At 42.2% G+C, this 24422-nt stretch carries 23 protein-coding genes and 5 pseudogenes; 19 read left to right on the top strand and 9 right to left on the bottom strand.

The genetic code is table 11. The features are described 5' to 3' along the window. Nucleotides 1–20 precede the first annotated feature (20 nt). On the top strand, nucleotides 21–1469 hold the full coding sequence (gene pdxR / locus DIC78_RS07130) for a MocR-like pyridoxine biosynthesis transcription factor PdxR (protein WP_127695889.1): 1449 nt from the start codon (nucleotides 21–23) through the stop codon (nucleotides 1467–1469). A gap of 83 nt (nucleotides 1470–1552) precedes the next feature. Here pdxR and DIC78_RS07125 read toward each other — a convergent pair whose 3' ends face one another. Further along, on the bottom strand, nucleotides 1553–2434 hold the full coding sequence (locus tag DIC78_RS07125; protein WP_106020890.1) for a carboxylesterase: 882 nt from the start codon (nucleotides 2432–2434) through the stop codon (nucleotides 1553–1555). 368 nt (nucleotides 2435–2802) lie between these two features. Here DIC78_RS07125 and DIC78_RS07120 point away from each other — a divergent pair, with 368 nt between their 5' ends. Continuing rightward, on the top strand, nucleotides 2803–3576 hold the full coding sequence (locus tag DIC78_RS07120) for a GNAT family N-acetyltransferase (protein ID WP_127695887.1): 774 nt from the start codon (nucleotides 2803–2805) through the stop codon (nucleotides 3574–3576). 60 nt (nucleotides 3577–3636) lie between these two features. Here DIC78_RS07120 and DIC78_RS07115 read toward each other — a convergent pair. After that, a pseudogene (locus DIC78_RS07115) lies at nucleotides 3637–3756 on the bottom strand (MBL fold metallo-hydrolase); the annotation flags it as partial. On the opposite strand from DIC78_RS07115, the pseudogene DIC78_RS07110 reads away from it, so the two are divergent. The 8 genes and pseudogenes from DIC78_RS07110 to DIC78_RS07075 all read left to right on the top strand — a co-directional run. Then, nucleotides 3752–3936: pseudogene (locus DIC78_RS07110) on the top strand (PLP-dependent aminotransferase family protein); the annotation flags it as partial. The pseudogenes DIC78_RS07115 and DIC78_RS07110 sit on opposite strands and share 5 nt — an antisense overlap. 303 nt (nucleotides 3937–4239) lie before the next feature. Continuing rightward, the gene (locus DIC78_RS07105; protein WP_106020886.1) at nucleotides 4240–4860 is read left to right on the top strand and encodes a nitroreductase family protein; all 621 of its coding nucleotides are present in this window, start codon (nucleotides 4240–4242) and stop codon (nucleotides 4858–4860) included. A 26-nt stretch (nucleotides 4861–4886) separates the two neighbouring features. Next, nucleotides 4887–5831, top strand: a complete 945-nt coding sequence (locus tag DIC78_RS07100) for a ring-cleaving dioxygenase (protein ID WP_106020884.1) — start codon at nucleotides 4887–4889, stop codon at nucleotides 5829–5831. A 126-nt stretch (nucleotides 5832–5957) separates the two neighbouring features. After that, the gene (locus tag DIC78_RS07095) at nucleotides 5958–6347 is read left to right on the top strand and encodes a DoxX family protein (protein ID WP_106020882.1); all 390 of its coding nucleotides are present in this window, start codon (nucleotides 5958–5960) and stop codon (nucleotides 6345–6347) included. Nucleotides 6348–6531: 184 nt separating this feature from the next. Beyond that, nucleotides 6532–6867, top strand: coding sequence for a thioredoxin family protein (locus DIC78_RS07090; RefSeq protein ID WP_106020880.1), 336 nt, complete (start codon nucleotides 6532–6534; stop codon nucleotides 6865–6867). Nucleotides 6868–7026: 159 nt separating this feature from the next. Continuing rightward, complete coding sequence (locus DIC78_RS07085; protein ID WP_106020879.1) at nucleotides 7027–7626, top strand: TetR/AcrR family transcriptional regulator; 600 nt, start codon at nucleotides 7027–7029, stop codon at nucleotides 7624–7626. Beyond that, complete coding sequence (locus DIC78_RS07080; protein ID WP_127695885.1) at nucleotides 7623–7967, top strand: DoxX family protein; 345 nt, start codon at nucleotides 7623–7625, stop codon at nucleotides 7965–7967. The genes DIC78_RS07085 and DIC78_RS07080 overlap by 4 nt, the downstream gene beginning before the upstream one ends. Nucleotides 7968–8094: 127 nt before the next feature. Further along, complete coding sequence (locus tag DIC78_RS07075) at nucleotides 8095–8568, top strand: GNAT family N-acetyltransferase (protein WP_101864964.1); 474 nt, start codon at nucleotides 8095–8097, stop codon at nucleotides 8566–8568. A 10-nt stretch (nucleotides 8569–8578) separates the two neighbouring features. On the opposite strand, the pseudogene DIC78_RS22145 reads toward DIC78_RS07075, so the two are convergent. Continuing rightward, a pseudogene (locus DIC78_RS22145) lies at nucleotides 8579–8895 on the bottom strand (HIT domain-containing protein). Nucleotides 8896–9245: 350 nt separating this feature from the next. Here DIC78_RS22145 and DIC78_RS07065 point away from each other — a divergent pair. The 4 genes from DIC78_RS07065 to DIC78_RS07050 all read left to right on the top strand — a co-directional run bounded on the left by DIC78_RS07065 (nucleotide 9246) and on the right by DIC78_RS07050 (nucleotide 13632). Next, the gene (locus DIC78_RS07065) at nucleotides 9246–10271 is read left to right on the top strand and encodes a Gfo/Idh/MocA family oxidoreductase (RefSeq protein ID WP_106020875.1); all 1026 of its coding nucleotides are present in this window, start codon (nucleotides 9246–9248) and stop codon (nucleotides 10269–10271) included. 92 nt (nucleotides 10272–10363) lie between these two features. Then, nucleotides 10364–11368 carry a LacI family DNA-binding transcriptional regulator gene (locus tag DIC78_RS07060; protein WP_127695883.1) on the top strand — a complete coding sequence of 335 codons (1005 nt, stop codon included), beginning with the start codon at nucleotides 10364–10366 and terminating at the stop codon, nucleotides 11366–11368. Nucleotides 11369–11451: 83 nt separating this feature from the next. Further along, nucleotides 11452–12795, top strand: a complete 1344-nt coding sequence (locus tag DIC78_RS07055; RefSeq protein WP_106020872.1) for a sugar porter family MFS transporter — start codon at nucleotides 11452–11454, stop codon at nucleotides 12793–12795. Nucleotides 12796–12810: 15 nt separating this feature from the next. Next, a complete protein-coding gene (locus DIC78_RS07050; RefSeq protein WP_106020870.1) occupies nucleotides 12811–13632 on the top strand; it encodes a sugar phosphate isomerase/epimerase family protein in 822 nt (273 codons plus the stop codon). Nucleotides 13633–13685: 53 nt separating this feature from the next. Here the strand turns inward: DIC78_RS07050 and abc-f are convergent, their stop codons facing one another. The 3 genes from abc-f to DIC78_RS07035 form a co-directional block, all read right to left on the bottom strand. Then, nucleotides 13686–15335 carry a ribosomal protection-like ABC-F family protein gene (gene abc-f, locus DIC78_RS07045; RefSeq protein ID WP_127695881.1) on the bottom strand — a complete coding sequence of 550 codons (1650 nt, stop codon included), beginning with the start codon at nucleotides 15333–15335 and terminating at the stop codon, nucleotides 13686–13688. A gap of 336 nt (nucleotides 15336–15671) precedes the next feature. Continuing rightward, a complete protein-coding gene (locus tag DIC78_RS07040) occupies nucleotides 15672–17051 on the bottom strand; it encodes an amino acid permease (protein ID WP_127695879.1) in 1380 nt (459 codons plus the stop codon). Between the two features lie 178 nt (nucleotides 17052–17229). After that, a complete protein-coding gene (locus DIC78_RS07035) occupies nucleotides 17230–17739 on the bottom strand; it encodes a DinB family protein (RefSeq protein WP_105955105.1) in 510 nt (169 codons plus the stop codon). A gap of 167 nt (nucleotides 17740–17906) precedes the next feature. Between DIC78_RS07035 and DIC78_RS07030 the strand changes: the two genes are divergently transcribed. The 3 genes and pseudogenes from DIC78_RS07030 to DIC78_RS07020 all read left to right on the top strand — a co-directional run. Next, entirely contained in the window at nucleotides 17907–18365 is a 459-nt protein-coding gene (locus DIC78_RS07030) for a MarR family transcriptional regulator (protein WP_024120373.1), read from the top strand. Next, the gene (locus tag DIC78_RS07025) at nucleotides 18362–21019 is read left to right on the top strand and encodes an MMPL family transporter (RefSeq protein WP_106020863.1); all 2658 of its coding nucleotides are present in this window, start codon (nucleotides 18362–18364) and stop codon (nucleotides 21017–21019) included. The genes DIC78_RS07030 and DIC78_RS07025 overlap by 4 nt, the downstream gene beginning before the upstream one ends. Before the next feature lie 37 nt (nucleotides 21020–21056). Beyond that, nucleotides 21057–21351 (top strand): annotated as a pseudogene (locus tag DIC78_RS07020) (SDR family oxidoreductase); the annotation flags it as partial. A gap of 40 nt (nucleotides 21352–21391) precedes the next feature. Here the strand turns inward: DIC78_RS07020 and DIC78_RS07015 are convergent. From DIC78_RS07015 to DIC78_RS07005, 3 genes and pseudogenes are all read right to left on the bottom strand, one after another. Next, nucleotides 21392–22021, bottom strand: coding sequence for a nitroreductase family protein (locus tag DIC78_RS07015; RefSeq protein ID WP_106020861.1), 630 nt, complete (start codon nucleotides 22019–22021; stop codon nucleotides 21392–21394). A 15-nt stretch (nucleotides 22022–22036) separates the two neighbouring features. After that, nucleotides 22037–22530, bottom strand: a pseudogene (locus tag DIC78_RS07010) (MarR family transcriptional regulator). An 82-nt stretch (nucleotides 22531–22612) separates the two neighbouring features. Further along, nucleotides 22613–23170 (bottom strand): helix-turn-helix domain-containing protein, encoded by a 558-nt coding sequence (locus DIC78_RS07005; RefSeq protein ID WP_127695877.1) that lies wholly within the window; start codon nucleotides 23168–23170, stop codon nucleotides 22613–22615. A gap of 118 nt (nucleotides 23171–23288) precedes the next feature. Here DIC78_RS07005 and DIC78_RS07000 point away from each other — a divergent pair, with 118 nt between their 5' ends. Both DIC78_RS07000 and DIC78_RS06995 read left to right on the top strand, forming a co-directional pair. Further along, the gene (locus DIC78_RS07000; RefSeq protein ID WP_127695875.1) at nucleotides 23289–24014 is read left to right on the top strand and encodes an AzlC family ABC transporter permease; all 726 of its coding nucleotides are present in this window, start codon (nucleotides 23289–23291) and stop codon (nucleotides 24012–24014) included. Further along, entirely contained in the window at nucleotides 24011–24334 is a 324-nt protein-coding gene (locus tag DIC78_RS06995) for an AzlD domain-containing protein (RefSeq protein WP_024120379.1), read from the top strand. Before DIC78_RS07000 ends, DIC78_RS06995 begins: the two co-directional genes overlap by 4 nt. Nucleotides 24335–24422: the final 88 nt, after the last annotated feature.

Raw genomic sequence — 24422 nt, 5'->3', positions numbered from 1 at the left:
GTTGAAGGAGACTGCTTTTGATGAGCGTTACAGAAGAAAAAACGGTTAGAAAGCTTCCTAAGTACTTACAAATCATTGATTATATAAAAGAGAAAATAGGAAATGGAGAGTGGCCGATTGGAAGTAAGATTCCAAGCCAGCGAACGCTTGCAAAAGACTTTCATGTAAATCGAAGCACGGTTATCACAGCATTAGAGGAATTGATGGCAGATGGGTTGATTGAAGGCAGAATGGGCAAAGGGACAGTTGTCATCAACAATACTTGGACACTGTTGGCTAAGAATTCTGCACCCAATTGGGAGAAATATGTAACTTCGGGAATCCAGCAGCCAAGCCGAAGAATTGTTCAAGAGATCAATAAATCAGAATCAAATTCTGATCTTATACAGCTAAGCAAAGGAGAACTTTCAAATGAGATTTTTCCTTTGTCTGCTATGAAAGAGATTATGGGCAAGGTATCTCAAAACATAGAGGCGTTCGGATATGAGGAACCAAAAGGATACTTGCCTTTAAGAGAGGCATTGAGTGATTATTTAAAAACAATAGGGATTCAGGCTTCACCTTCATCCATTCTTATAGTTTCAGGAGCACTGCAAGCCTTACAGCTTATATCAATGGGACTTTTGCAAAGAGGTTCAACGGTTTTTCTTGATCAGCCATCTTATCTTTATTCATTACATGTATTTCAATCAGCCGGAATGAATCTGACCGGACTTCCTATCGATAAAGAGGGGCTTTTGCCAAACCATATTCATATGACAAAGGAGGAACGGGGAAGAGCCATATTATATACAAACCCTTGTTTTCAAAATCCGACTGGTATCTTAATGTCAGAAGAGCGGCGGAAAGAAATCCTTGCAGCAAGCGAAAAAACGCAGCTTCCCATTATTGAAGATGACATATATCGTGAGCTGTGGATAGATGACATTCCGCCATACCCTATTAAAACAATAGATAAAAACGGCCATGTGCTATATGTAGGAAGTTTATCGAAAACGCTAAGCCCGGGCTTAAGGATTGGATGGATAGTCGGGCCAGAGCCAGTGATTGAACGTTTATCTGACATTAAAATGCAGACAGATTACGGATCGAGTTCGTTGTCTCAAAGAGTAGCGGCGGAATGGTTTACATCTGGCCAATATCAGCGGCATTTAGAACGGGTGAGACATCAATTAAAGATAAGAAGGCAATTTGTTACGAGCGCTTTAGAAACCAATATGAAGAATGCAGCTGTTTGGACTATTCCTAAAGGGGGATTCTTTATCTGGTTAAAAATATTGCCCTCGATATCTATGAAATTACTTTATAAAAAAGCCTTAACAAAAGGGATTCTTCTCAATCTTGGCAGTATTTATGCACAGGAAAAAGGCAATTATATTCGCTTGTCATACGCTTATGCATCCCTTGAAGATCTCCAAAAGGGAATTTATGAATTAAGTTTGATCATTAAGGAACTGGCAAGTAAATAAAAATGCATTCAATGTTGATAGATAGGTTCTTAGAAATTATAAGATGAATATGTAGAGTGGTGGGTGTCTCCTCATCTTACTGGCTATTCTAAAAAGCTCAGAACTCGTTCATTTATTGTTTCAGACTGTTCCAATGATAAAACATGGCCCGCATTTTTGATGATTTCTGCTTCAATTCCAGGCACTAATAAAGATGCGCGCTGTAAGGCTGAATGCGGATCATAAATGACTTCATGTTCACCTAGTAATAATAGAATCGGGACTTTTACTGATTTTAATTCTTCGTCGGTGAAAACATACGGAAATCCGTCGGCTTTAGGGGTTTGCTGTCTTGCTCCATCCTGCCACATAACTCCTGCATGAAACTGCTTCACAAAAAGTGGATGTAACACATTGCGATCTATCATCATCCACTTTAAGAAACTCTCAACTCCATTTGGTTCTGTGAGACTAAGCGCATATTTATAAAAATCGTGATGAAATGGTAAAAATGTTTCCGCTGGGCTAAGAAGAGTTGCACTTTTTACTCTCTCTGGTGCACGTAAAATAAAATTCATAGTATGAAGTCCGCCAAGTGAGAGTCCGATCATGTGAGGCTTTTCGACCCCTAGATAATCAAACACATCAAGAAGCCAATCGGCGTAACCCGTTCTTGTACCACATAAATCTGCAGGAATACTTTTATTCTTATCACCTATGATATCGATTGCATAAGTTCGGTATTTGCTACTCCAATCCGCAATGTTGGGATACCACATCGTGGAGCTAAATAGTGCCCCGTGAAGCAATACGAGTGGCGGCGCATTCTCTGGTCCGCTTGCAATCACATGCGTTTGACCGAAACGAGTGGATACATAATATGCTTTGTAGGGAACTGGCCAAAGACCAAGGCTTTCATCATAAGTTTGAAAATAGTGAATGCCATTGTCACTTAATTGGGGAAAAATTGGTGAATGGTTTGACATGCAAATTTCCTCCCGTCCTTTTTAAAAGAATGTATTGTTACGTGCAGAAAAGTAAAGTAATTGATTATAACAGAGATATTTACAATATAATACAGTTTTCGTTTTGCATCAAATACTAAATGAAATTGGGGATAAATAATTTGATACAGAAGCCTAAGAATACATATAACAGAAATCAATCGTTTCCGAGAAAGTCGCAGTGCTTTAACAAACATGCAACAAATACCTTTAGAAACGTTAAGAACAAACCTTATCAGGCTGAAGTATCATACTGAATCATGGTGAGAGCTCTTTACAGAAGTGTCGTTAAAAGAGGGGAATTCTTTTACGGATAGAATAAAAGAGGGAAAGTGATAGGAGGGTACAGTTTGCAGGAGATAAAAAAAGAACAATATAGTAAAGTCAAAACATTGATACATCATAAAGAAACATGTTGCCCGACATTTGTTTATTCAATATTAGAACAAACAGTTCCGGGAGTTGTTTATGCAGATGATCAATCGTTTCTGATAGGAACCAGCTCAGGAATTTATTATGTTGCAGGGGATGAAAGGAATCAAAATGTTAATGAATTTATCGTTGAATTATACAAAAAGAGAACCAAATCCCAAAAAAGATTTACTCTGTTTTCTCCCAATCGCTCATGGGACAGCGTAATAAAAACTGTACTGCATGATGAGTTGAATCAAATGATGCGATATGCGTTTTTTCAACAAATTTCTGCCAAAAAGGCTTTTCAGCTTCCAAAGGGGGTTACATTAAAAAGAATAAATGAGGATATCATTTCAAGCAGCACTGAATTTCAAAAAGCTTATTATGAGGAATATTGGGGTTCAGTCTCGAATTTTTTAAAAAACGGATTTGGATTTGCTGTTTTGTATGACAATTATGTTGTCAGTGAGTGCACTTCTATATTTCTAGGTGGCGATCGTGCAGAAATGGATATCTATACTCACGAAGAATATAGAGGGATGGGGTTCGCTTATATTGCTGGGAGTAAGTTTATAAATGATTGTCTCGAAAACGGCGTCAGCCCTAGCTGGGATTGTGATGTCAGCAACAAATCATCTATTCATTTAGCAAAAAAACTAGGATTTAAGATATCAACCAAATACTCCATCTTTTTTAAAAAATCAGGTTAAAAAAGACCCTTCCAAGGAAGGGCCTTTTCTTGAGCACCAAGCTGACGGAGAATATCATGCTTATTCACATGAACTCTTTTCGCCATCATCCGGCACTAGTACATGAGATGACATGCCTTTTTCATGAATAAAGCCTTTTAATTCTTCTCTGGATAATGCCCAATGGTTGACAGTCTCCATATCAATGAAATCCCTTTATATAAAAGCTTTATCAAAAGGGATTCTTCTCAATCTCGGCAGTATCAATGCTCAGGAAAAAGGGAATTATGTTCGCTTATCATATGCTTATGCATCGTTTGAAGACTTCAAAAGGGGATTTATGAATTGGGTTTGATGATTAAAGAATTGGCAAGTAAGTAAGGTGAAAGAAAAAAAGTTGGAGCCGGGCTAAAAGATCACACACCAAACATATAGGTTCTTATGAAACAAGCGGTGATGGCACAACTATTAACATCTGCTTCAGTGGAAAATTCCATTATTTTTTAAAAACTGTTGACATTAGAACATCCATATTTTATTATTATCTCATATTCAAGATATTTTAATTCGAGATAAATAGCCATGACCAAGCGTAAACCTGCTTGTATATAGAATCTCAATCCTTCTAATGTGATTTTTTTAAAAATAATATCTCGAATTCGAGATAAAAGAGGAGTGGCGTAAATGGCTGAATTTTCACAGCTAGTCAAAGAAAGAAGATCTGCAAGCAACTTCCTATCAGATCATCCAATCACGAAAGAAGAACTTAATGAGATGTTTGAATGGGTTGCATTGGCTCCATCGGCTTTTAATTTACAGCATACAAAATATGTGACGGTTCTAGACCCGGATGTAAAAGAAAAGCTGAAACAGGCCGCAAACGGACAATATAAAGTGTTTAGCTCATCTGCGGTTCTTTTGGTATTAGGAGATAAGCAGGCATATCAGCAAGCGGCTGACATCTATGAAGGATTAAAGGTGTTGGGGGTGCTAAATAAGCAAGAGTATGACCACATGGTTCAAGACACCGTTTCATTTTATGAAAGCAAGGGAGAACAATTTAAGAGGGATGAGGCGATAAGGAATGCTTCACTTTCTGCGATGATGTTTATGCTGAGTGCTAAGGAAAAGGGCTGGGACACCTGCCCTATGATCGGCTTTGATGCTGAAGCCGTGAAACGGATTTTGAATATAGATGATCAATTTGAGGTTGTCATGATGATTACAATTGGGAAAGAAAAAATAGAGAGCAGAAGGCCGCGCGGTTACCGGAAACCTGTGAATGAGTTTGTTGAGTATATCTAAATGAACATGTGAAGGAGCGGGTAAAAATGGCTAAAAAAATGATGGGAATACATCATATTACAGCAATTGTCGGTCACCCTCAAGAAAACGCAGATTTTTACGCAGGAGTCCTGGGACTTCGATTGGTCAAACAAACTGTCAATTTTGATGATCCAGGTACGTATCATCTTTATTTTGGAAATGAAGGCGGGAAGCCGGGAACAATCATCACCTTCTTTCCGTGGGCAGGAGCCCGCCAAGGCATCATTGGGGACGGTCAAGTTGGCGTGACTTCTTATGTCGTGCCGAAGGGAGCTATGGCTTTTTGGGAAAAGAGACTTGAAAAGTTCAACGTTCCATACACCAAAATCGAGCGTTTTGGAGAACAATATGTAGAATTTGATGATCCGCACGGTCTACACTTAGAAATCGTGGAAAGAGAAGAAGGAGAAGCCAATACGTGGACGTTTGGAGATATAACACCTGATGTTGCCATTAAAGGCTTTGGCGGTGCAACCCTGTTATCAGCACAGCCTGATAAAACCGCTGAGCTATTAGAAAATATCATGGGACTGGAACAAGTCGGCAAGGAAGGAGACTTCGTTCGTTTTCGTTCTGCCGGTGATATCGGAAATGTGATTGACCTTAAATTAACGCCTATTGGCCGCGGACAAATGGGAGTCGGCACGGTGCATCACATCGCTTGGCGTGCTAGCGATGACGAAGATCAATTAGATTGGCAAAGATATATTGCTTCTCACGGATACGGTGTGACTCCTGTTCAGGATAGAAATTATTTTAATGCGGTTTACTTCAGAGAACATGGGGAAATCCTGTTTGAAATCGCAACTGATCCGCCGGGCTTTGCTCATGATGAATCACCAGAAACAATGGGTGGAAGGTTGATGCTGCCTGTGCAGTATGAACCGCATCGAACACAAATTGAACAAGGGCTGCTGCCGTTTGAAGTGAGAGAGTTAGACGGATTGTAATAACGCATGAAGAGAAATAAAGAGACATATATTCAACAGATGACCGCTGGAAGTTACTGGAGGTAAATAACAAGACGTGCTCCCTTTCAGCACATCATGTTACATCAAAAATAAGGAGAGATAAAAATGGAAGATGCAGGACTATTGCTTATTCGTATTATGATTGGTGTGGTGTTTCTGTTTTATGGATCACAAAAAGTATTCGGCTGGTTTGGCGGTTACGGGATTAAAGGAACCGGACAATGGTTCGAGTCAATTGGGGTTAAACCAGGTAACGTCGCGGCCGCTATATCAGGTCTTGGGGAATTAGTAAGCGGAATTTTATTTATTTTAGGTGTATTCCTCCCGCTTGGAGCTGCTATCATAACGATCATTATGTTAGGTGCTATCGTAAAAGTCCATGGAGCGAAAGGATTTGCGAATGGCGCCGGCGGTTTTGAATATAACGTGGTGCTGATTGCAGTCTCCATCGGGGTTGCACTCATCGGTTCAGGGGCTTACGCTTTGCATTTTTAATACGAAAGTATGTAAGAACAGTTACTGGCAAGCGGTAACTGTTCTTTTGTTTTGCCATTCTCATGCAAACTTGCAGGTACCCTGCAAAGCAAAAAAGCGGATATCATAAATATAAATGTGTATAGTGAATGATACGTATCGATGCTTGGTCATGAAAAACAGGCCAATTTGAAGGAGTAAATGGATGAAAGAGATGACAGAATTACATTCATTAGATGCTATAGAGCATTTTATTAAGCAGCATCAATTCAGTTTTATCTATATATCAAGACCCGGCTGTACAGTATGTCATGCTGTTCTGCCGCAGCTTAGAATATTATTGGATCAGTTTCCAAACATCACATTGGGGCATATCAATGCTGACGATGTAGAAGAGGTTGCCGGCAGATTTTCGGTCTTCACCGTCCCCGTTCTTCTTTTATTTATTGAGGGTACTGAATTTCTGAGAGAAGCGCGTTTCGTGCATTTTGAACAGCTGGAGCAGAAATTAAAAAGAGTTTATCAATTATATGAGGAATAAAATGTGCAGCTAAACGAACATGGCTTCAAGTCATGTTCGTTATGTTTTTATGAAGGAAGCAGATGGATATGAAATTCATTGACATAAAATCCAAATGCATGAAATAATACTCATAAGTAATGTTACTGAAAAATATCTTTTTGTGGAGGCTGATCCGATGTGAAAAGCAGAAAAGGACGTAAAGGGGAGGAGAGCCGGAAACGATTGCTCAAAGCTGCTGCACATGAATTTTCGATTCGGGGATTTCATGAAACGAAGGTAAGTGCCATTGTGAAAAGAGCTGGACTGACGCAGCCTTCCTTTTATCTGTACTTTCAAAGTAAAGAAGCCATCTTTGAGGAGTTAATCAACGATTTCCACTCTCGCTTAAGAAAGCTGACAGAATCACTTCTCTTGGAAACCGGATTACATGCGAACGATGTAACAAACGGAGTGCTCTCTGCTGTGGAAGCTGTTTTTCAGTTTCTGGCGGAGGACAAGGATTTAACAAGGATCGGTTTTTTTCTCAACCCAGAAGCGAAACAATTGAAACAAGATGTCGCGATGGTTTTGAAAGACAACTTAGAAGCAGAACAGCGCCTTGGCTATTTTCGTTCCGAATTGGAAATGGAAACCGTGGTGGAATGCTTGATCGGCATGATTGAACATTTGACCGATTCATATTTGTTAACCGGAATCAAAGATCCGGCAAGTCTCGCAGCGCAGGTTGTCAATCTCTTAATATACGGGATGCTTCCAAAAGGGAGTGACGCAAGATGATATCTATGATCATGAAAGTCGGTTTGGCAGCTTTTATGCTCGTGGGAGGCTTCATAAAGGTGTTCCGCGTGCCCTTTCAAGTGGAGCATTGGCGGCATTATCAATATCCGTTATGGTTTCTGACTGTTACTGGTATTCTTGAAATAGCGGGGGCATTTGCTATGACAGCGGGAATTTGGAATCGGTATGCAGCATTTGGGGCAGGCGTCCTGTTTGTCGTTCTCATGGCGGGAGCGGTTCATGCGCACATTGTTCGAGCGCGCCAATCAGTACTCATGACGATCCCTGCAATGATCTGTTTGATTGTTTCTATCATTATAATCATTTGGGAGTCCACGTAAGCTATTCACTTAACAAACCAATTTGCAGGAGACCTCCTTCTCTTATCGAATAATAGAAAATAGATCTTCATTTGTACGTTATTCGTCCGGCACCAGCTGGACTTTTTTCATAAAGGAGGAATACAGGATGGCGTTAACTTTGGAAGACATGACTGTGGAGGAGTTCGAAGCATTTCGAGGGATGTCCGTGCAAAATTATGCGAAACAAAACATACAATCGGGAACTTGGACGGAAAAAGAGGCGTTTGAGAAATCGGAACAGGCATATGAGAAAATGATTCCGAATGGACGAAACAGCAGCAATCATTTCTTTTGGAACATCACAAATGAAGAAGGGGAAAGGATGGGCTGGCTCTGGCTGTATGCTGATCCGCTTCATCCGCAAAAGGAAGCGTTTATCTATTCCTTTGGATTGTATGAAGCCTTTCGCGGTAAAGGGCTGGCTCAATTGGCGCTTCAAAGTCTGGATGAAAGAGCAAGAGAGCTTGGGGCGGAAAGACTTGCTCTCCATGTGTTTGCACATAACGAGACAGCCGTCTATCTTTATCAGAAGATGGGATATGCCATGACCAATATACGTATGCGGAAACAGCTGTGCTGATAATAGCTGCTTACTTAAGCGGTTTCCCAAACACAATATGCCAATGCAGATGTTTAGAGTCCTGGTAAGCTCCTAAGTTAGTGATCACACGGCATGCACCTTTTTCTTCCGTCACTATGGAAGCGACCTTTTGAATGACACCCATTCACATCATGGTCGTTCTCTTCCAGGGTGATCATGAGGAGATATGTTTCTTCGGGACAGCCACAATATGGACTGGATAAAAAGGGTTTGTATGATAGTAAGCCAATACGTTATCTGCCTCTAATACCTTATTTGCTTCGTTTTGCCGCTAAATACGTCATCACAGTAAAAGTCTTCAGTCATATGATCCATCCTCACTTTATTTCATTTTCTCTTCTGCTTTTCTTCATTACCTCTCTTCTATATATGAGAAGTTTCCATCTGAACGATCAGGGGCCGCACACCCTTGGTATTTTTTTGCCCCTGAACCCTTAGTCATTGCAGGCTTAATCGACGGCTAAAGGAGAGGTCTGCTTTACACACAGCAAAAAAAGATTGACCTCAAAAATGTAAGGGGTTACAATTGAAACCAGTTAGGAAAGACTTTCCCTATATTAAACGTATTTAGAAATATTTTTAGGGGTTATTTTTTATTCTATAATGATATTAAAGAGAAAGACTTTCCTTATTTTCGCAGAATGGGAGTGGTACTGATGGGGAATGTACAGGTTGGGCTATTAGGTGCGGGACGGATGGGAGCTTTTCACGGAGAAAGTATTGCGTTCCGTGTGAAAGGAGCAGATTTGTATGCGGTTGCAGATCCGGTTCCGGGGAATGCAGAAGCATTTGCAAAAAAGCTCGGCTCAAATATTAAAGCGTTTACGGATCCGTTAGACATGCTGGAGCATCCGGCTATTGATGCGGTCATCATTGCGTCGCCAGCAAGGACGCATGCCGCAAACATTATTGCAGCAGCAAAGAAGGGGAAAGCTGTATTTTGCGAGAAACCGATGGCTGTTACGCTGGAAGAAGCGGATGAGGTCATCAGAGCAGTAAATGAAGAATCTGTTCCGCTCCAGGTCGGTTTTAACAGACGTTTCGCTAAAGGCTTTCGCAGTGCATATGAAGAAATCCGTGCAGGAAAAATCGGCACACCACAGTTAATGCGTTCCATCACAAGAGATCCGGCACTCGGCGATCCGACTTCAATTCCTCAATGGACGATATTTTTAGAGACGCTGATTCATGATTTTGATACCTTACTCTTTCTCAATCCAAATGCAAAGCCAATTGAAGTCTATGCCGCGGCCGATGCTCTTGTCAGACCTGATTTTAAAGACAAAGGATTTTTGGATACTGCAGTTGTCACGATCAAATTTGATAACGGAGCGATTGCAACGGCGGAAGCGAATTTCCAAGCCGTTTATGGATATGATGTCCGCGGAGAAGTGTTCGGATCTGAAGGCATGCTGACCATCGGAGATATCCGCCATACAAACATGACAAGGTATAACAAAGACGGAGTCAGCTACAACACGATTCGCTACGATCAGGACTTATTATTTGATGCTTATGTTGATGAGTTACAATCATTTGTGGATGCCGTTCGAAATCATAAGCCAACCTTAGTTACAGGCGAAGATGCGCGTGCAGCACTTGCCATTGCCGCAGCTTGTATAGAATCTTGCAAAACGAAGCGGCCTGTTACACTAAAAAACGGAGTGCCGCAAACGGTTTGAGTTTTTGATAGAAGAAGCTCCTTTTTAAAAAGAAATTCTGGTAAGCATTCGTTTATACTAGAGAGGATCTATTTTATAAAGGTGGCCTTCTTATGAAAACAACCATTTATGATGTTGCTAAGGAAGCAAACGTTTCAATCTCTACGGTTTCAAAGGTTCTTAATAACACCGGCAATATAAGTGAAAAAACGAAAAATAGAATTTGGAAAGTGATTGAGGAGCTTCAATATCAGCCAAGTGTTGTGACTTCAGCGAGAAAAATGATGAAGACCATCGGACTGCTCATTCCTGACATCGCCAATCCGTTTATGGCCGAACTGGCCAGAGCCGTGGAGGACAGCGGCCGTAAAAAGGACTTCAGTGTCATCATATGCAGTACGGACAATAATTCGCTGAGAGAAGAAGAATATATCACCATGCTGAAGCAAAAGCATGTAGACGGCATTATTGTGGCGACGGGTCTCAAAAACAGTCAGGCGATACGCGAGCTAATTGAAAGCGACATGCCGGTTGTCATGCTGTCGAGAGATATACCGCATCTGCCTGTAGACAATGTAGTGGCGGATGATTTTAAAGGGGGATACGAGGCAGCTGTCCATTTAGCTCATTTAGGGCATACAAATATAGCTGTCATAGCAGAAAAGATTAACAATGCATCAATCAAAAATCGTGTCATCGGCCTTAAAGAAGGACTGCGGGTTTCAGGAATCCAAATCGATGAATCAGCTATTCTGGACTGTCCATATGACTTGTCAGCCAGTAAAGACATCAGTTTAAAGCTGCTTAATCAAAAACATAGGCCGACGGCTGTCTTTGTGACGACTGAGCTGCTTGCTTTAGGCGTTTTGCAGGCTGCAAGGCAGCTTCATATTTCTATTCCTTCATCCCTTTCTCTAATTGGGTTTGACAACAGCATCCTTGCAAAGATCAGTGATCCCCAATTGACGACTATCGCACAGCCGACTGAAGAAATGGGAGAAAAGGCAATTGAACTGCTGATGGACGGCATGGCCGATTCAAAACAAAAGAAAGTGATACAGCGCGTGATGCTGTCTCCTTCATTAATCGTGCGGGATTCAACGGCTTCACTGTTATGACCCTGTATTTTGGGGGATCTTTCTCTTAAACGAAGGGATCTCCCCTACTTAAACGTTAAATACAATCAGTCGGAGGTGTCTTGATGACATCCAAAAAGGCCTATATCAGTCTTATTTATTTTTTCGGGGCATTAGGAGGTTTGCTGTTCGGGTACGATACGGGTGTAATATCCGGCGCGCTGCTGTTTATTAGAGAAGACATGGAGCTGACTCCATTTTTAGAAGGATTGGTTGTCAGCGGAGTACTGATTGGCGCTTTAGCCGGGGCAGCCTTTTGCGGAAGATTTTCCGACCGCTATGGCAGGAAAAAAACAATCATCTGGCTAGGTGTGCTTTTTACAATTGGAGCCATTGGAACAGGCTTAGCTCATAATATCGGAATATTATTACTATTCAGAATAGAATTAGGTGTAGCAGTTGGAGGAGCTTCGGCAATTGTTCCTTTGTATCTGTCAGAAATGGCGCCTGCCGCGATCAGAGGCAGAATCGCTTCATTGAATACATTGATGAATTCTTTCGGAATTCTCATGGCGTATATTGTAAACTTTGTTTTTTCATCTTCGGGCAGGTGGGATCTGATGCTTCTATTAGCAGTGATTCCCTCCTTCATTCTCATGGCCGGCATGTTTTTTATGCCTGAAAGCCCGCGATGGGTGCTGCAGAAAAGAAGTGAGGATGAAGCACGCCATATTTTGCTTCTGACGAGAGATCCGAGAACAATCGATGCTGAGATCCGCAGTATGAAGGAGATTAAGACGAAGGAACGTGTTTCCATATCAACATTATTATCCCCGGCAATCAGGCCGATCTTATTCATAGGTATTGGGGTCGCCATCTTTCAGCAAGTAATAGGCACGAATACGATTATTTATTATACACCGACCATCTTAGAAAATGCGGGGTTCGGCGCTTCCAGTGCCATTGCAGGAACCATTGGCATCGGCATTATCAATGTCTTATTTACGATCATCGGCTTGCTGCTGATTGATATGATAGGGCGAAGAAAGCTCATGCTGATCGGCAATGTCGGAATGTCTTTGGCACTTGGTATTTTGGGCATCAGTACGCTGTTCTTTCATGCACCCGATTGGCTGCTGTTATCCTGCTTATGCTTGTTTATGGTAGCGTATTCAGCGAGCTGGGGAATGGTCGTTTGGGTTGTGCTGGCTGAAATTTTCCCGTTGCAGGTCAGGGGAACGGCGCTGGGAATTGCTAGTACCTGTCTGTGGCTGGCAAATATTGCAGTGTCGCTGTCCTTCCCGCTGCTTTTAGATCTGATAGGTACAGGTGCTTTATTTCTCCTGTACGGCGCCATTGGTGTACTTGCCTTTCTCTTTGTTTATCAATATGTGCCGGAGACAAAAGGCAAATCATTGGAACAGATTGAAGGAGAAATTATGTCAAAGAATACAGTTTCATCTTTCTAAAAGGGGGATTTCAATATGGGAAGAGAATATGGGTTATGCTTATGGACTTTCGGCAGCATTCCATTTGAACAAAAATGCCGGCTGGCTGCAGAAATCGGAGTAGATGGGGTTGAGGTCGAAGGGGATATTTCGCTGAATCCGAAAGACATTGCCGAAACATTGGCTGCTCATCAAGTAAAGGTTTTATCGGTAACGCCAAGGAATGTGGATATTTCAAGTGCGAATGAAGAAGTTCGTTCAAAGGCTGTGCAGTATTTCTTAGATTTACTGGATTGGGCTGTGGATTTAGGGGCTCCCCGTATCTGTCTTCACGGCGATGTCGGTAAAGTGAGAGGGAGCGGTGATGATGCGCGGGATTGGAGTTTATTGGTCGAAGGCGCTAAAAAAATCATGGCCAAAGCGAAGGAATTACAGATTCAGGTGGTATTTGAAGTACTGAACCGATACGAAAATCACCAAGTGGTCACTTGTGAAGAAGCTTTACAATTCATTCGCGATGTCAGCAGCCCCAATCTCGAAGTACTTCTCGATGCGTATCATATGAATATAGAAGAAGCTGATCCTGTAAAGGCCATTAAATTGGCAGGGCAGAAACTCGGAGTCTATCACGTGGCTGATTCAAATCGCCAGGCGATCGGAAACGGCCATGCGAATCTCAAAGAGCAAATCGAAACGCTTAATTTTATCGGTTATAAAGGCCCGATAATTATGGAGATGGTGGCGGCTGGACCAGATCCGTTTACTCCGATGAAAGGAAATGCCTATTTGGAAGTAGTGGCAGGGTATTATAAGTCATCATTAGAGACATTAAGGTCATGGGAAGGCTTGAAAATATAAAGAAAAAAGGACAACGGCTGTTGTCCTTTTTAATGCCGCTTGAACATTCCCGCTCAGTTTTTTTTATCTTGATGATCAAGCTCTTTCATCCGTTTCGTAAGCTCATTGAAAGCCTGATCAAGCTCCTTGTACCCTTTATCATTTGGCGTCATAAAACTGAGCTTTCCCAGCACTTCTTGTCTTTCTGTCTCAAGCTTTAAACGAAGCTCCTCCCGGTCGTTTCTTTCTGAAGGAACGTCATTCAATTGCTTTTCGATGCCATTGTTTGAAATAACGAGTTTGCTGTTCGTTGTTTTCTCGAGAAAATAACGGTCGTGCGATACCACAATCAGTGTGCCGCTGTATTGTGACAGTGTTTCTTCCAGCTGTTCGCGTGACGGCAGGTCGAGGTGATTGGTCGGTTCATCTAATATCAGCACGTCTTTTTCCTCTAAGATATAAGCCATCAGCTTGCACTTTACACGCTCGCCCATACTCATATGTTGAATTGGTTCTGTCCATTGAGAAGCGGTAAATCCCAATCGCGTCATGATATTCTGGACATTTCCTCTCGCCTCGAACGTGTCTTGATAAAATAACTCCTCCGGTGTTTGTTCTAAAGGCAAATCAAATACTTCCTGTGTTAAATAACCGATTTTTGCTGATGGTGATATCCACACCTTTCCCTCAGCCGTTTCCTGTCCAAGAATGACTTTCAATAAGGTTGTTTTTCCGCTGCCGTTCGGGCCTGTAATGGCAACCTTTTCTCCGTGCTGAATCGTAAAGCGGGCGTTTTGAAACAGTGTCTTTTCGCCAAATGACTTCGTCAGGTGTTGAACTTCCAAAAACCGTTTTCCTGTTTTATGAGTTGTATCAATTGAAAAACGAACAGTATATTCCGGATCGACAGGCTCAGCCTTTGTTTTTTCGAGTTCTTTTTCAAGCCGCTTTTGTTTCGATTTGATCTGGGCATCTGTGCGCTTTGCTTTTACACGATGGTATTCTTTAAACCCTTCCTTTTTCGTCGATTGTGCGTGAGCTTTTTTTGACCATGAAGTGAGTTCTGTCATTTGGGCTTCAATCCGTTCAATCATTTTCTGCTGTTTTTCATATTCGCGCTGCTGTGTCAGTCTTTTCTCTTTCCGGAACTTCATGTAACCAGAGTAGTTCCCTTTGTATTCAGTCAGCGTGTGGTCCTCGATTGACCATATTTTCGTGGCAGCTTCATCTAAGAAATACCGATCGTGCGAAACGAGAATGACAGTGCCGCTAACATTTTTCAGCTGCTGAATGAGAAATTGCAGGCTTATGTCATCAAGATGGTTTGTCGGTTCATCTAGCAGGAAAAGGTCTGCATCCTCTGATAGCCCTTTTGCCAGCCGTGCTTTCAGTTTTTCTCCGCCGCTTAACTGGCTGAAATCACGGGCTGGCACGTGCCATTTCTCCAGCAGTTTCACTTCGGCAGGTGTCTGATTCTCAAAGGAATACGATTCAGTCTCCTGTTCAACCAGCACCGTTTTTAAGCCGTGCTGCATCCATTGGATTTGTCCCTGTGACGGAATTAAGTCCTTGTTGATCAGGTGAAGCAGCGTCGATTTTCCAGCCCCGTTTTTGCCGATAATCCCAATGATATCGCCTTGCTGAACGCTGACATTTACGTTTTTAAAAACGGTAAGATCCTTCACTTCATAGCTGACGTTTATAAGTTTTAATTGTTCTTTCATCTATATCCCTCGCTTTAAGGGAGAACAAAAAAATCCTCCCAAATGTTTTGGAAGGATTAGCCGTGCCTTTGCCATGATTAAATAAGCTATTCTTCAGAAATAGCGTACGTATTTAGAAAATGGGCAGACTAATCCTATTTTTTATGATTTGAAATATGCGATTTCAAACGTTAAAAATAAGATTAGTTAATCATTGTCCACCCATCATCCCTTCTCAATTTATTACAAACAATATAGCATATTTTTTAATTCGAAAGCAAAGGGAAATTGGAATTCCTCTGGATATCCAATCAAAAAAGCTCCTGCTCTCATTTCTGAGGCAGGAGCTTAAAAGGGTTATTGCTGCTTTAATTTTCTTACTTTATAAATCACAATCAGCAAAATAAACCAAACCGGTGTAACAAATAAGGAAACCCGAGTATCCTGTGCTAATGCCAGTACAACAAGGACAAACGCCAGGAACGCCAAAATTAAGTAATTCGTAAATGGATAAAGCGGCAGCTTAAATTTGTTTGCTTTCGCCAATTCAGGTCTTGTTTTACGGTATTTCATATGGCAGATAACAGTAATTCCCCAAATATAGATAAAACATACGGTGGAAATACTTGTGATCAAGGTAAATACGCCTTCCGGCATGATGTAGTTCAATGTCACACCGATTAAAATCACGATAGCTGAAAAGAACAATGCATTTCTCGGTACCTTGCGCGGTGTCAGTTTTGCCATTGATTCCGGCGCATTCTTGTCTTTCGCCAGTGAATAGACCATGCGGCTTGTACTGAATACAGCGCTGTTGCAGGCTGAGGCAGCTGACGTTAATACAACAAAGTTGATAATGCTTGCCGCACCGACGATGCCGACTGCAACAAAGACCTGTACGAATGGGCTTTCGCTAGGATTGATGACATCCCATGGATAGATGCTCATAATCACAAGAAGCGCCCCAATATAGAAAAGCAGCACCCTTACAGGGATATTGTTGATCGCCTTAGGGATGACTTTTTCAGGGTTTTCTGTTTCACCCGCTGTAAGCCCGACGAGTTCAATGCCGACAAAGGCAAACACAACCATCTGGAACGAGAGGATAAATCCGTGTATTCCATTCGGGAACATGCCTCCGTGGTTCCAGAGATTTGAGAAACTGGAAACACCTGAACTTGTGGAAAAGCCTTTGAAAATCATAAAAAGACCGATCACAATCAGCGCCAAGATGGCAATGACTTTAATTAATGCAAACCAGAATTCCAATTCTCCAAACAGCTTGACGGTAGCCAGGTTCATAATCAGTAAAATAATAAGAGCGATTAAGCCCGGAACCCATTGCGGCACACCGGGAAGCCAATACTGTGTATATAGCCCGACCGCAGTTAAATCGGCCATTGCGATTGAAATCCAGCAGAACCAGTAGGTCCAGCCTGTGATAAATGCGGCCATATCGCCTAAATAATCCTGAACAAAATCAACAAAAGAGTGATAGTTCAGATTAGACAACAGCAGTTCTCCAAGCGATCTCATAATTAAAAAGCAAATGATCCCCGTGATCATGTAAGCAAATAAAATTGACGGTCCTGCAAAGTGTATCGATTTTCCCGAGCCGAGAAACAGGCCTGTCCCAATGGCTCCGCCGATCGCAATAAGCTGGATGTGCCTGTTTTTCAGGCCTCTCGACAGTTTCTGCTGATTTATATTAGGATCTTGCGTCATGTCGTCTGTCACTTTGTGTGTTCCTCCATTGAAAATTGTTTAAACATGTTTTTAGATACTATTATAACACTAAAATTTCTATCTTTTTTACTATACAGGAAATATGGAAGGAAATTTTAAGGTTTATCGATTCATCACAAGATACGAAAAAAGCGGCTCAATCGTGGGAGCCGCTTTTGTTTACGCCATTTTATGATTTTTTCATATACAGATAAAGCCCATAATCAGTCGGAGCAGATGCGTACCCTATCTGACGCAGCATCGCTGTTATGTTGCCGCGGTGATATGTCCCGTGATTTACAACATGCGGCACCAGTTCAGAAGCAGTCGTTTTCATGATTCCGCCGGCGGGATTTTCAATCTGAAGGGGTTTATGGATCTGTTCCTTTTGCTTGAAAAAAGCTGTATATCGCTCGGACAACTTTAGAAACAGGGCTTCCATTTCCGCTAGCTCCTTCGCCACTGTCTGGTCTTTAAGCTGTTCAGCTAATGCCAAAGCATGGTTCATGCTTTTTCCGGAAAACACTTCCACCCAGCCGAGATCAGAAAGATAAACATGGGACAATACATGGGATATTGACGGGAACACACTTTGGATCTCCTGACGATAAACCTCCTGTGGAAGCTCTTTTAATCGATTAAACATTTGCTGATGAGCCCATACGTTATATTCATACAATTGTAATGCTAGATCAGACATGTGAATTTTCCCCTTTCGCGTTTATCATTTCTATTGTATACGAACAAACATTCTTTAGGGAATTTTCTGTGAATAAAATGTATTGACAGAACATAGTTTAGAGGGATAAACTATGTAGCATCGATCGAAAGTTTAGGGGTGTAAACTAAAATGCAGGAGGAAAGACGTTGAATGAACAGAAGCTATGCCAAGCGATAAATCTTTTCGTAGAAGTTTTACTTGAAGGTACAGAGTTTGTACATCATGAAGTCGATCAGGATGTATTCAAACACATCTCCAGAGAACAGGCCGACCTGTTAAAAATTTTAAAAGTCAAGGGCCCATCTTCTCCCGGCAGCCTGGCCATGTATCAAAACGTGCATAAGAGCGCGATTTCTAACCGATTGAAGAAGCTGCTGGAAAAGGGATTGGTTGAGTGGGATGACTGTCCGGTAAAAAGTGATAAACGCACGAAACGAATCAAAATTTCAGAAAACGGTGAAAGCATTATCGAAGAATTGGATTCAGCTATCTTTAACGCGCTCAAAGAGCTGATGCACGATATAGATGAGGAGCACTTACAATCATTCATTGACATATTTACCATTCTAAAAAGCAAATTTAAAGGAGGGGATCTTCCGGAATGAAATCGATTGTCAAATTCAAATGGGCCATTGCGGCGGTTATCTTAGCGCTGACTGTTATATTGAATTTATTTTCTCCCAACTTAACGGAGCTGGCCAATCAAAAGGGGCAGGCACAGCTGCCGGCTGATTCCGTTTCAGAAAAAGCAAATGCTATTCTGAAAAAAGCCGGAGAAAACAATAATTCGATAAGCATTGTCTTTCCATTAGATCGTGCGCTAAATAAAGATACAGAGGGTCAGCTCCGCAGCATGATCGATAACATCAAAAAGATTGATGGTGTTGAAGAGGTAACATCTCCGCTGACAGGTGAAAAAGAAATCAAAGATCAATTGATTTCAAAGGATAAGAAAACCATTCTTATTCCCGTAACGATCACCGGATCTGATAAGAAAGCGGAAAATATTGCCGATGATATTTATCAAATCGTTCCCGATGATTTGACGGCATATATTACGGGAGCGTCTCTTATCAATCAGGATTTTGCGCACAGCTCAGAGGATGGGCTTAAGAAAACGGAAGTGATCACAGTCTGTTTGATTATCGGCTTGCTGCTGATCGTGTTCCGCTCTGTTGTGACGCCTTTTATCCCGATTGTGATTGTCGGTTTCTCGTATGTAATCAGTCAATCTATACTGGGCATTTTAGTTTATAATGTTGATTTTCCTATTTCGACATTTACCCAAACCTTTTTAGTTGCCATCCTGTTTGGGATTGGAACAGATTACTGTATTCTTCTTCTGACTCGTTTCCGTGAAGAACTGGCAAACGGGCATGACAAAAAAGAGGCAACCCTTATTGCTTACCGTACAGGCGGAAAAACATTGTTTATCAGCGGGTTTGCGGTATTGATCGGGTTTTCTGCCCTTGGTTTTGCGAAGTTCGCCATTTTCCAATCAGCTGTGGGAGTTGCTGTCGGGGTTGGCATTTTAATGATCATCCTCTTCACTCTGCTGCCTTTATTTATGGTGACGCTCGGTGAAAAGCTCTTCTGGCCGTCTAAGAAAGTGCTGTCGCACAATGACAATAAATTGTGGGCGTTTCTCGGCAGACATTCTGTTGCCCGTCCGTTTCTGTTTCTCGTTATAACAGTCATCATCACGCTTCCGTTCATTTTGACCTATGATGACCAGATTTCATTTGATTCAACGGCGGAAATCAGCAGCGATTACAAATCCATCAAAGGTCTTGAAGCCATTAAGGATGGGTTTGGTGAAGGAAAAGCATTTCCGGTGAATGTGGTGATAAAAGGAGACAAGGATCTCACTACCGCTGAGACGATCCCTTATCTCGGAAATATCAGCAAAGCCATTGAGAAAGTCGAACATGTTGATTCCGTCATGACCATTACCCAGCCGACGGGTGAAAAAATCAAAGATTTATATATTGATAAACAGCTAGGCTCTGTGTCAGACGGACTGGATAAGACAGTAAAGGGAATTGCTGATGTCCAAAGCGGGTTAACGGATATTGAAGATGGGCTGAATCAAATGTCCGGGCAAACCGGAACGGCCGCGAATGGCAGCTCCGGAGGCTCACTGTCAGATGCAGCTGACGGTTTGGGAAAAATCAATCAGCAGCTGCAGCTTGTCAGCAAACAGCTTTCTCAAACCGGCAATACCGCACAGGCGGTGCCGCAGCTCACAGCAATCAGCGGACAGCTTGGACAAATTCAAATTGGACTTGAGCAAGCAAACGAGCAGCTTTCAGGCCAGCAGAAACAGGCCGGAACGCTGACAGAAAGCCTGAATCAGCTTGCCGAAGGTGTGAAGAGTGCAAATAATGGACTGACAAAAATCACCGACGGGATTACGGCATCCAGTGATATGTTAGAGGACATGGGCAAAAGCTCAACCGTTCGGGATACGGGGATTTTTATTCCTGATCAAGTCATGAAAGATAAGGATTTTAAGAAATCAATTGATCGGTATTCCTTTGCAGACGGCAAGGGAGTGCAATTAAGCGTCGTCTTGGAGTCAAACCCGTATTCAGAACAAGCGATTACGACCATAAACCAGATTAAAAAAGCGGTAGCCGGCGAAGTCGGCGGCACGCCTCTGGAGGACACTCAAATTGTTTACGGCGGGGTAACGAGCGTCAATGCCGATTTAAAAGAGCTGTCTACAACGGATTTCTCCAGAACGATGGTCATCATGATTCTCGGGCTGTTTATCGTTTTGACAATCTTGTTCCGGTCAATGGTGATGCCGATTTATATGATCGCTTCACTGCTGCTTACGTATTACACTTCAATATCAATGACGGAATTGATTTTTGTGAATATCTTGGGCAATGATGGAATCAGCTGGGCGGTACCGTTCTTCAGTTTTGTCATATTGATCGCGTTAGGGGTAGATTACTCGATCTTCTTGCTTGACCGCTTTAAAGAAGAGGTTCAGCTTGGCATTCATCAAGGTGTCATCAGGTCAATGAGCAAAATGGGCTCTGTCATCATCACCGCGGCTATTATTTTGGCCGGTACATTCGCGGCGATGATGCCATCAGGCGTAAATACGCTGATGCAGGTGGCAAGTGTCGTCATTATCGGGCTGCTGCTGTACGGCCTTGTCATTCTTCCGCTCTTGATGCCGGCAATCATTGTGACATTTGGAGAAGGAAACTGGTGGCCGTTTGGCAGAAAGAAAAATAAAGAATAGAAAAAAAGAGTGGTGACAATTCATTTGTTCATCACTCTTTTTTGTAAATGTAAAAGGCACGTTTTTCACCTGTCAGCAAGCAATGGAGGAACAGGGGAGAATCATCAACTTTTCTACATCTGTTGTCGGTCAAATGTTTCCGACATACAGCATATGCGGGAACAAAAGGCGCTTGGGCAATTCACCCGTCAGCTCGCCAAAGAATTAGCCGTGAAACAAATCACCATTAATGCGGTACCGGAAGATATCGCAAATGTGATTGAATTTTTAACGAGCGAACAATCCAATGGATCACAGACCAAACGATCCGTGTGAATGGCGGATTTATTTAAAATGAAAAAGCTCCCAAGAGTCATTCTTGGGAGCTTTGTTTTATTTCCATTCTGCAATAGTATCAATCGGCAGACGGTAGGAAGCGTATCCTTCGTCCGCAGCTTTTCCGATGGAAAGAAGCATAACAGGCACATAACGCTCTTTGTCTAATCCGAAGGCTTCCGCGATGTTTTCTTTATCGTAGCCGCCGATCGGGTTTGTGTCATAGCCGTGCGCGCGTGCAGTCAGCATAAGCTGCATAGAAACAAGGCCGCCGTCAATCAGGATCGTTTCACGGTTCACCTGAGCCGGAAGCTTTTCAAAATGAGCAGTCAGGGCAGCGATTTGTCTGTCTTTGACCTCCTGCGGCATGTAACCGAGCTCCACGGCTTTTGAATAAATTTCTTCTAAGTAGTCTGCATTGTTCATGTCTGCAAAAACAGCGATGACGGCAGATGAAGTTGTGACCTGTGTTTGGTTAAAGCTTGCCAGCGGCGCGAGCTTCTCTTTTCCTTCCGGGCTGTCGATGACGAGAAAACGCCATGGCTGCGCGTTGACAGAGGATGGCGCAGTTGTAGCTTCCTCTAGGATTTCTGTCATCTCTTCTTTGCTGATTCTCACTGTCGGATCATAATTGCGAATGGAACGGCGTCCTTTCATAATGTCCATAAAATCGTTTGTTTTGATCATGTTGATACACTCCTTTTAAGCTTCGATATTATCTATGTTGTTTCGCATGCGCCCAAGCACATCAATAAGCAAGCTGCGCTCTTCAGCACTTACATTTGCGAGCATTTCCTTCATGAAACGCTCCTTTTCTTTCTTAGAAGACTCGATTCGTTTTCTTCCTTGATCTGTTAACCGCACAAGGGTAATCCGGTTGTCTTCGGGCTTGCGCCGTCTTGATACCATGCCTTTGGCTTCAAGCTGTTTTAGGTGTCTTGTGACGGCCGCGCTGTCGATATTGACTTTCTTTTGAAGGTCGCTTTGACTGATCTCATCCGCATGATAAAGCAATGTCAGCAATTCCAAACGAGATTGGCTGATGCCCGTGCATGCCTCGAACTTCACGCCAATCACTTTGTTCACGCCTTGCAGCTGATATAAAATCTCGGCTTCCTCAGAACAAAATGATGCCAAAACCCATCCCTTCTTTCTTGTCAAAAAAATAATTGATATATCAATAATTGATACGTCAATTAATATACAACGATTGATTTCAATTTGCAAGCCTTTTGCATATTTGAAAAACCTCCCAACATATAAATTGGGAGGTTTTTGTTATCCTTGCGGCTCAGGATAAAACATCAGCAGAAAAAAGCTGGCCGTTTTCTGTGATGAATTGATGTAGCTGTGCGGTGTGGATCCCGTAAACTGCATGGCGTCTCCTGGTACCAGCGAATGCTCCTGATCCTCCAGATTGACGGTTAACTCGCCTTCTTTGATTAAAATGTATTCTTCTCCTAAATGTGTTTTTGCTTCATGTATGCATCCCGGTTTCAGATCGACAACATAAATTTCAAACTTTGTTTCAGGGTTGTACGGAAAAAAGGGGTAAACAATGTAGTTTTCTTCATTATCTGTAACAGGTTCAATATCTTTAAGATTAATTTTTCTTACTTTCGGCTTGTCTTCTTTCAGAAAAACAGAAAAAGATACCTGCAGTCCATTTGCGATCTTCCAGAGAGTGGTGACAGTCGGGGTCGATTTTTCTTTCTCAATTTGTCCTAGCATCGCTTTGCTGACGCCCGTTAACTCAGAAACTTGATCAAGAGTCAGGTTTCTGCTTTTTCTGAGTTTGACAAGATTCTTTGCGATAATGGCTTGGATATCATCCATACATGTATCTCCTTACGTCATATTCGCTTTATTATAACATATTAAAATCAGCTATTACATACAGTTGTAAGCTATAACATATATGTGTATAATATGTTAGACGAGGAGGAGAAACAGAATGATATCAGAGAAGGAAATCACTCATGCCCCAACTTGCGAGCCATCGTTCTTACAAGGGTTTAAAGATTGTGTCCCGACGCTGATCGGCTACATCAGTATAGGTTTGGCTGCCGGAATCGTGGGAATTGCCTCGCATTTAAGCGTCCTTGAGATTACGCTGTTGTCAGGTTTGGTTTTTGCCGGCGGCTCCCAGTTCGTTATCTGTGCTTTGTTAGCAGCGAACAGTCCGATGTCCGCTATTATCCTGACAACGTTTATCGTAAATTTACGCAATTTTCTATTAAGTGCCGCGCTTGCTCCTCATTTTTCAAAGTATACGCTAGTGAAAAATGTGGGGATCGGCATGATGGTGACAGATGAGTCATTCGGTGTTGCTTCAAATAAGATTGTAAAAAAAGAACCAATTAGTGATCGATGGATGTTCGGATTAAATCTCACTGCATATGCGTGCTGGGTGCTCTCTTGTGTGGCAGGGGCAGTCTTTGGTAAATGGATTACCGATCCGGAAACGTTCGGACTCGATTTTGCGGTGACGGCTATGTTTTTAGCACTGCTGATTTTGCAGATGGAACATGTTGTGCCTGCAAAGATTAAACACTATGTATCTCTCATTATTTATATGGTGATTGCGATGATTGTTTTCTCTTTCTTAATGCCGTCACATCTCGCTGTGATTATTTCAACGATCATCGTAGCGACAATCGGGGTGGTGACAGATAAATGAGCGTAAATACATACATCCTGATGGTGATTATCGGCTGCGCGCTGGTCACAATGATTCCCCGCGTAATTCCATTTTTAGTTGTACGGAATATTTCCTTGCCGGAGCCTGTGCTGAAATGGCTCTCCTATGTGCCGGTTTGTATATTGACGGCACTTGTTGTGAAGGATTGCATGATTCAATCCAATGATTCTCTGAAATTGAATTGGCAGGCAGCAGTTGTATTGATTCCTACTCTATTGATTGCACTGAAAACAAAAAGTTTATCTATGACAGTTATCAGCGGTGTTGTTCTTATGGCTGGCTTGCGCTTATGGGTATAAAACAGCTGCTTACATCAAAACTCACGATATCAGGGGGAAGCAAACCCTGGTATTTTTTGTGTCTCTGATTCAATCTTTAAGCGGCTTT

It is taken from the genome of Bacillus halotolerans, assembly GCF_004006435.1.
Lineage (GTDB): Bacteria > Bacillota > Bacilli > Bacillales > Bacillaceae > Bacillus > Bacillus halotolerans.
The sequence above is the reverse complement of the archived record's forward strand: the minus strand, read 5'-3'. Positions and strand labels throughout refer to the sequence as shown.

Excerpts from the sequence above, each read along its gene's own strand:
- pdxR (WP_127695889.1), top strand. The coding sequence starts at position 21 with ATGAGCGTTACAGAAGAAAAAACGGTTAGAAAGCTTCCTAAGTACTTA.
- DIC78_RS07125 (WP_106020890.1), bottom strand. The coding sequence starts at position 2,434 with ATGTCAAACCATTCACCAATTTTTCCCCAATTAAGTGACAATGGCATT.
- DIC78_RS07105 (WP_106020886.1), top strand. The coding sequence starts at position 4,240 with ATGGCTGAATTTTCACAGCTAGTCAAAGAAAGAAGATCTGCAAGCAAC.
- DIC78_RS07100 (WP_106020884.1), top strand. The coding sequence starts at position 4,887 with ATGGCTAAAAAAATGATGGGAATACATCATATTACAGCAATTGTCGGT.
- DIC78_RS07095 (WP_106020882.1), top strand. The coding sequence starts at position 5,958 with ATGGAAGATGCAGGACTATTGCTTATTCGTATTATGATTGGTGTGGTG.
- DIC78_RS07090 (WP_106020880.1), top strand. The coding sequence starts at position 6,532 with ATGAAAGAGATGACAGAATTACATTCATTAGATGCTATAGAGCATTTT.
- DIC78_RS07080 (WP_127695885.1), top strand. The coding sequence starts at position 7,623 with ATGATATCTATGATCATGAAAGTCGGTTTGGCAGCTTTTATGCTCGTG.
- DIC78_RS07075 (WP_101864964.1), top strand. The coding sequence starts at position 8,095 with ATGGCGTTAACTTTGGAAGACATGACTGTGGAGGAGTTCGAAGCATTT.
- DIC78_RS07065 (WP_106020875.1), top strand. The coding sequence starts at position 9,246 with ATGGGGAATGTACAGGTTGGGCTATTAGGTGCGGGACGGATGGGAGCT.
- DIC78_RS07060 (WP_127695883.1), top strand. The coding sequence starts at position 10,364 with ATGAAAACAACCATTTATGATGTTGCTAAGGAAGCAAACGTTTCAATC.
- DIC78_RS07055 (WP_106020872.1), top strand. The coding sequence starts at position 11,452 with ATGACATCCAAAAAGGCCTATATCAGTCTTATTTATTTTTTCGGGGCA.
- DIC78_RS07050 (WP_106020870.1), top strand. The coding sequence starts at position 12,811 with ATGGGAAGAGAATATGGGTTATGCTTATGGACTTTCGGCAGCATTCCA.
- abc-f (WP_127695881.1), bottom strand. The coding sequence starts at position 15,335 with ATGAAAGAACAATTAAAACTTATAAACGTCAGCTATGAAGTGAAGGAT.
- DIC78_RS07035 (WP_105955105.1), bottom strand. The coding sequence starts at position 17,739 with ATGTCTGATCTAGCATTACAATTGTATGAATATAACGTATGGGCTCAT.
- DIC78_RS07025 (WP_106020863.1), top strand. The coding sequence starts at position 18,362 with ATGAAATCGATTGTCAAATTCAAATGGGCCATTGCGGCGGTTATCTTA.
- DIC78_RS07015 (WP_106020861.1), bottom strand. The coding sequence starts at position 22,021 with ATGATCAAAACAAACGATTTTATGGACATTATGAAAGGACGCCGTTCC.
- DIC78_RS07005 (WP_127695877.1), bottom strand. The coding sequence starts at position 23,170 with ATGGATGATATCCAAGCCATTATCGCAAAGAATCTTGTCAAACTCAGA.
- DIC78_RS07000 (WP_127695875.1), top strand. The coding sequence starts at position 23,289 with ATGATATCAGAGAAGGAAATCACTCATGCCCCAACTTGCGAGCCATCG.
- DIC78_RS06995 (WP_024120379.1), top strand. The coding sequence starts at position 24,011 with ATGAGCGTAAATACATACATCCTGATGGTGATTATCGGCTGCGCGCTG.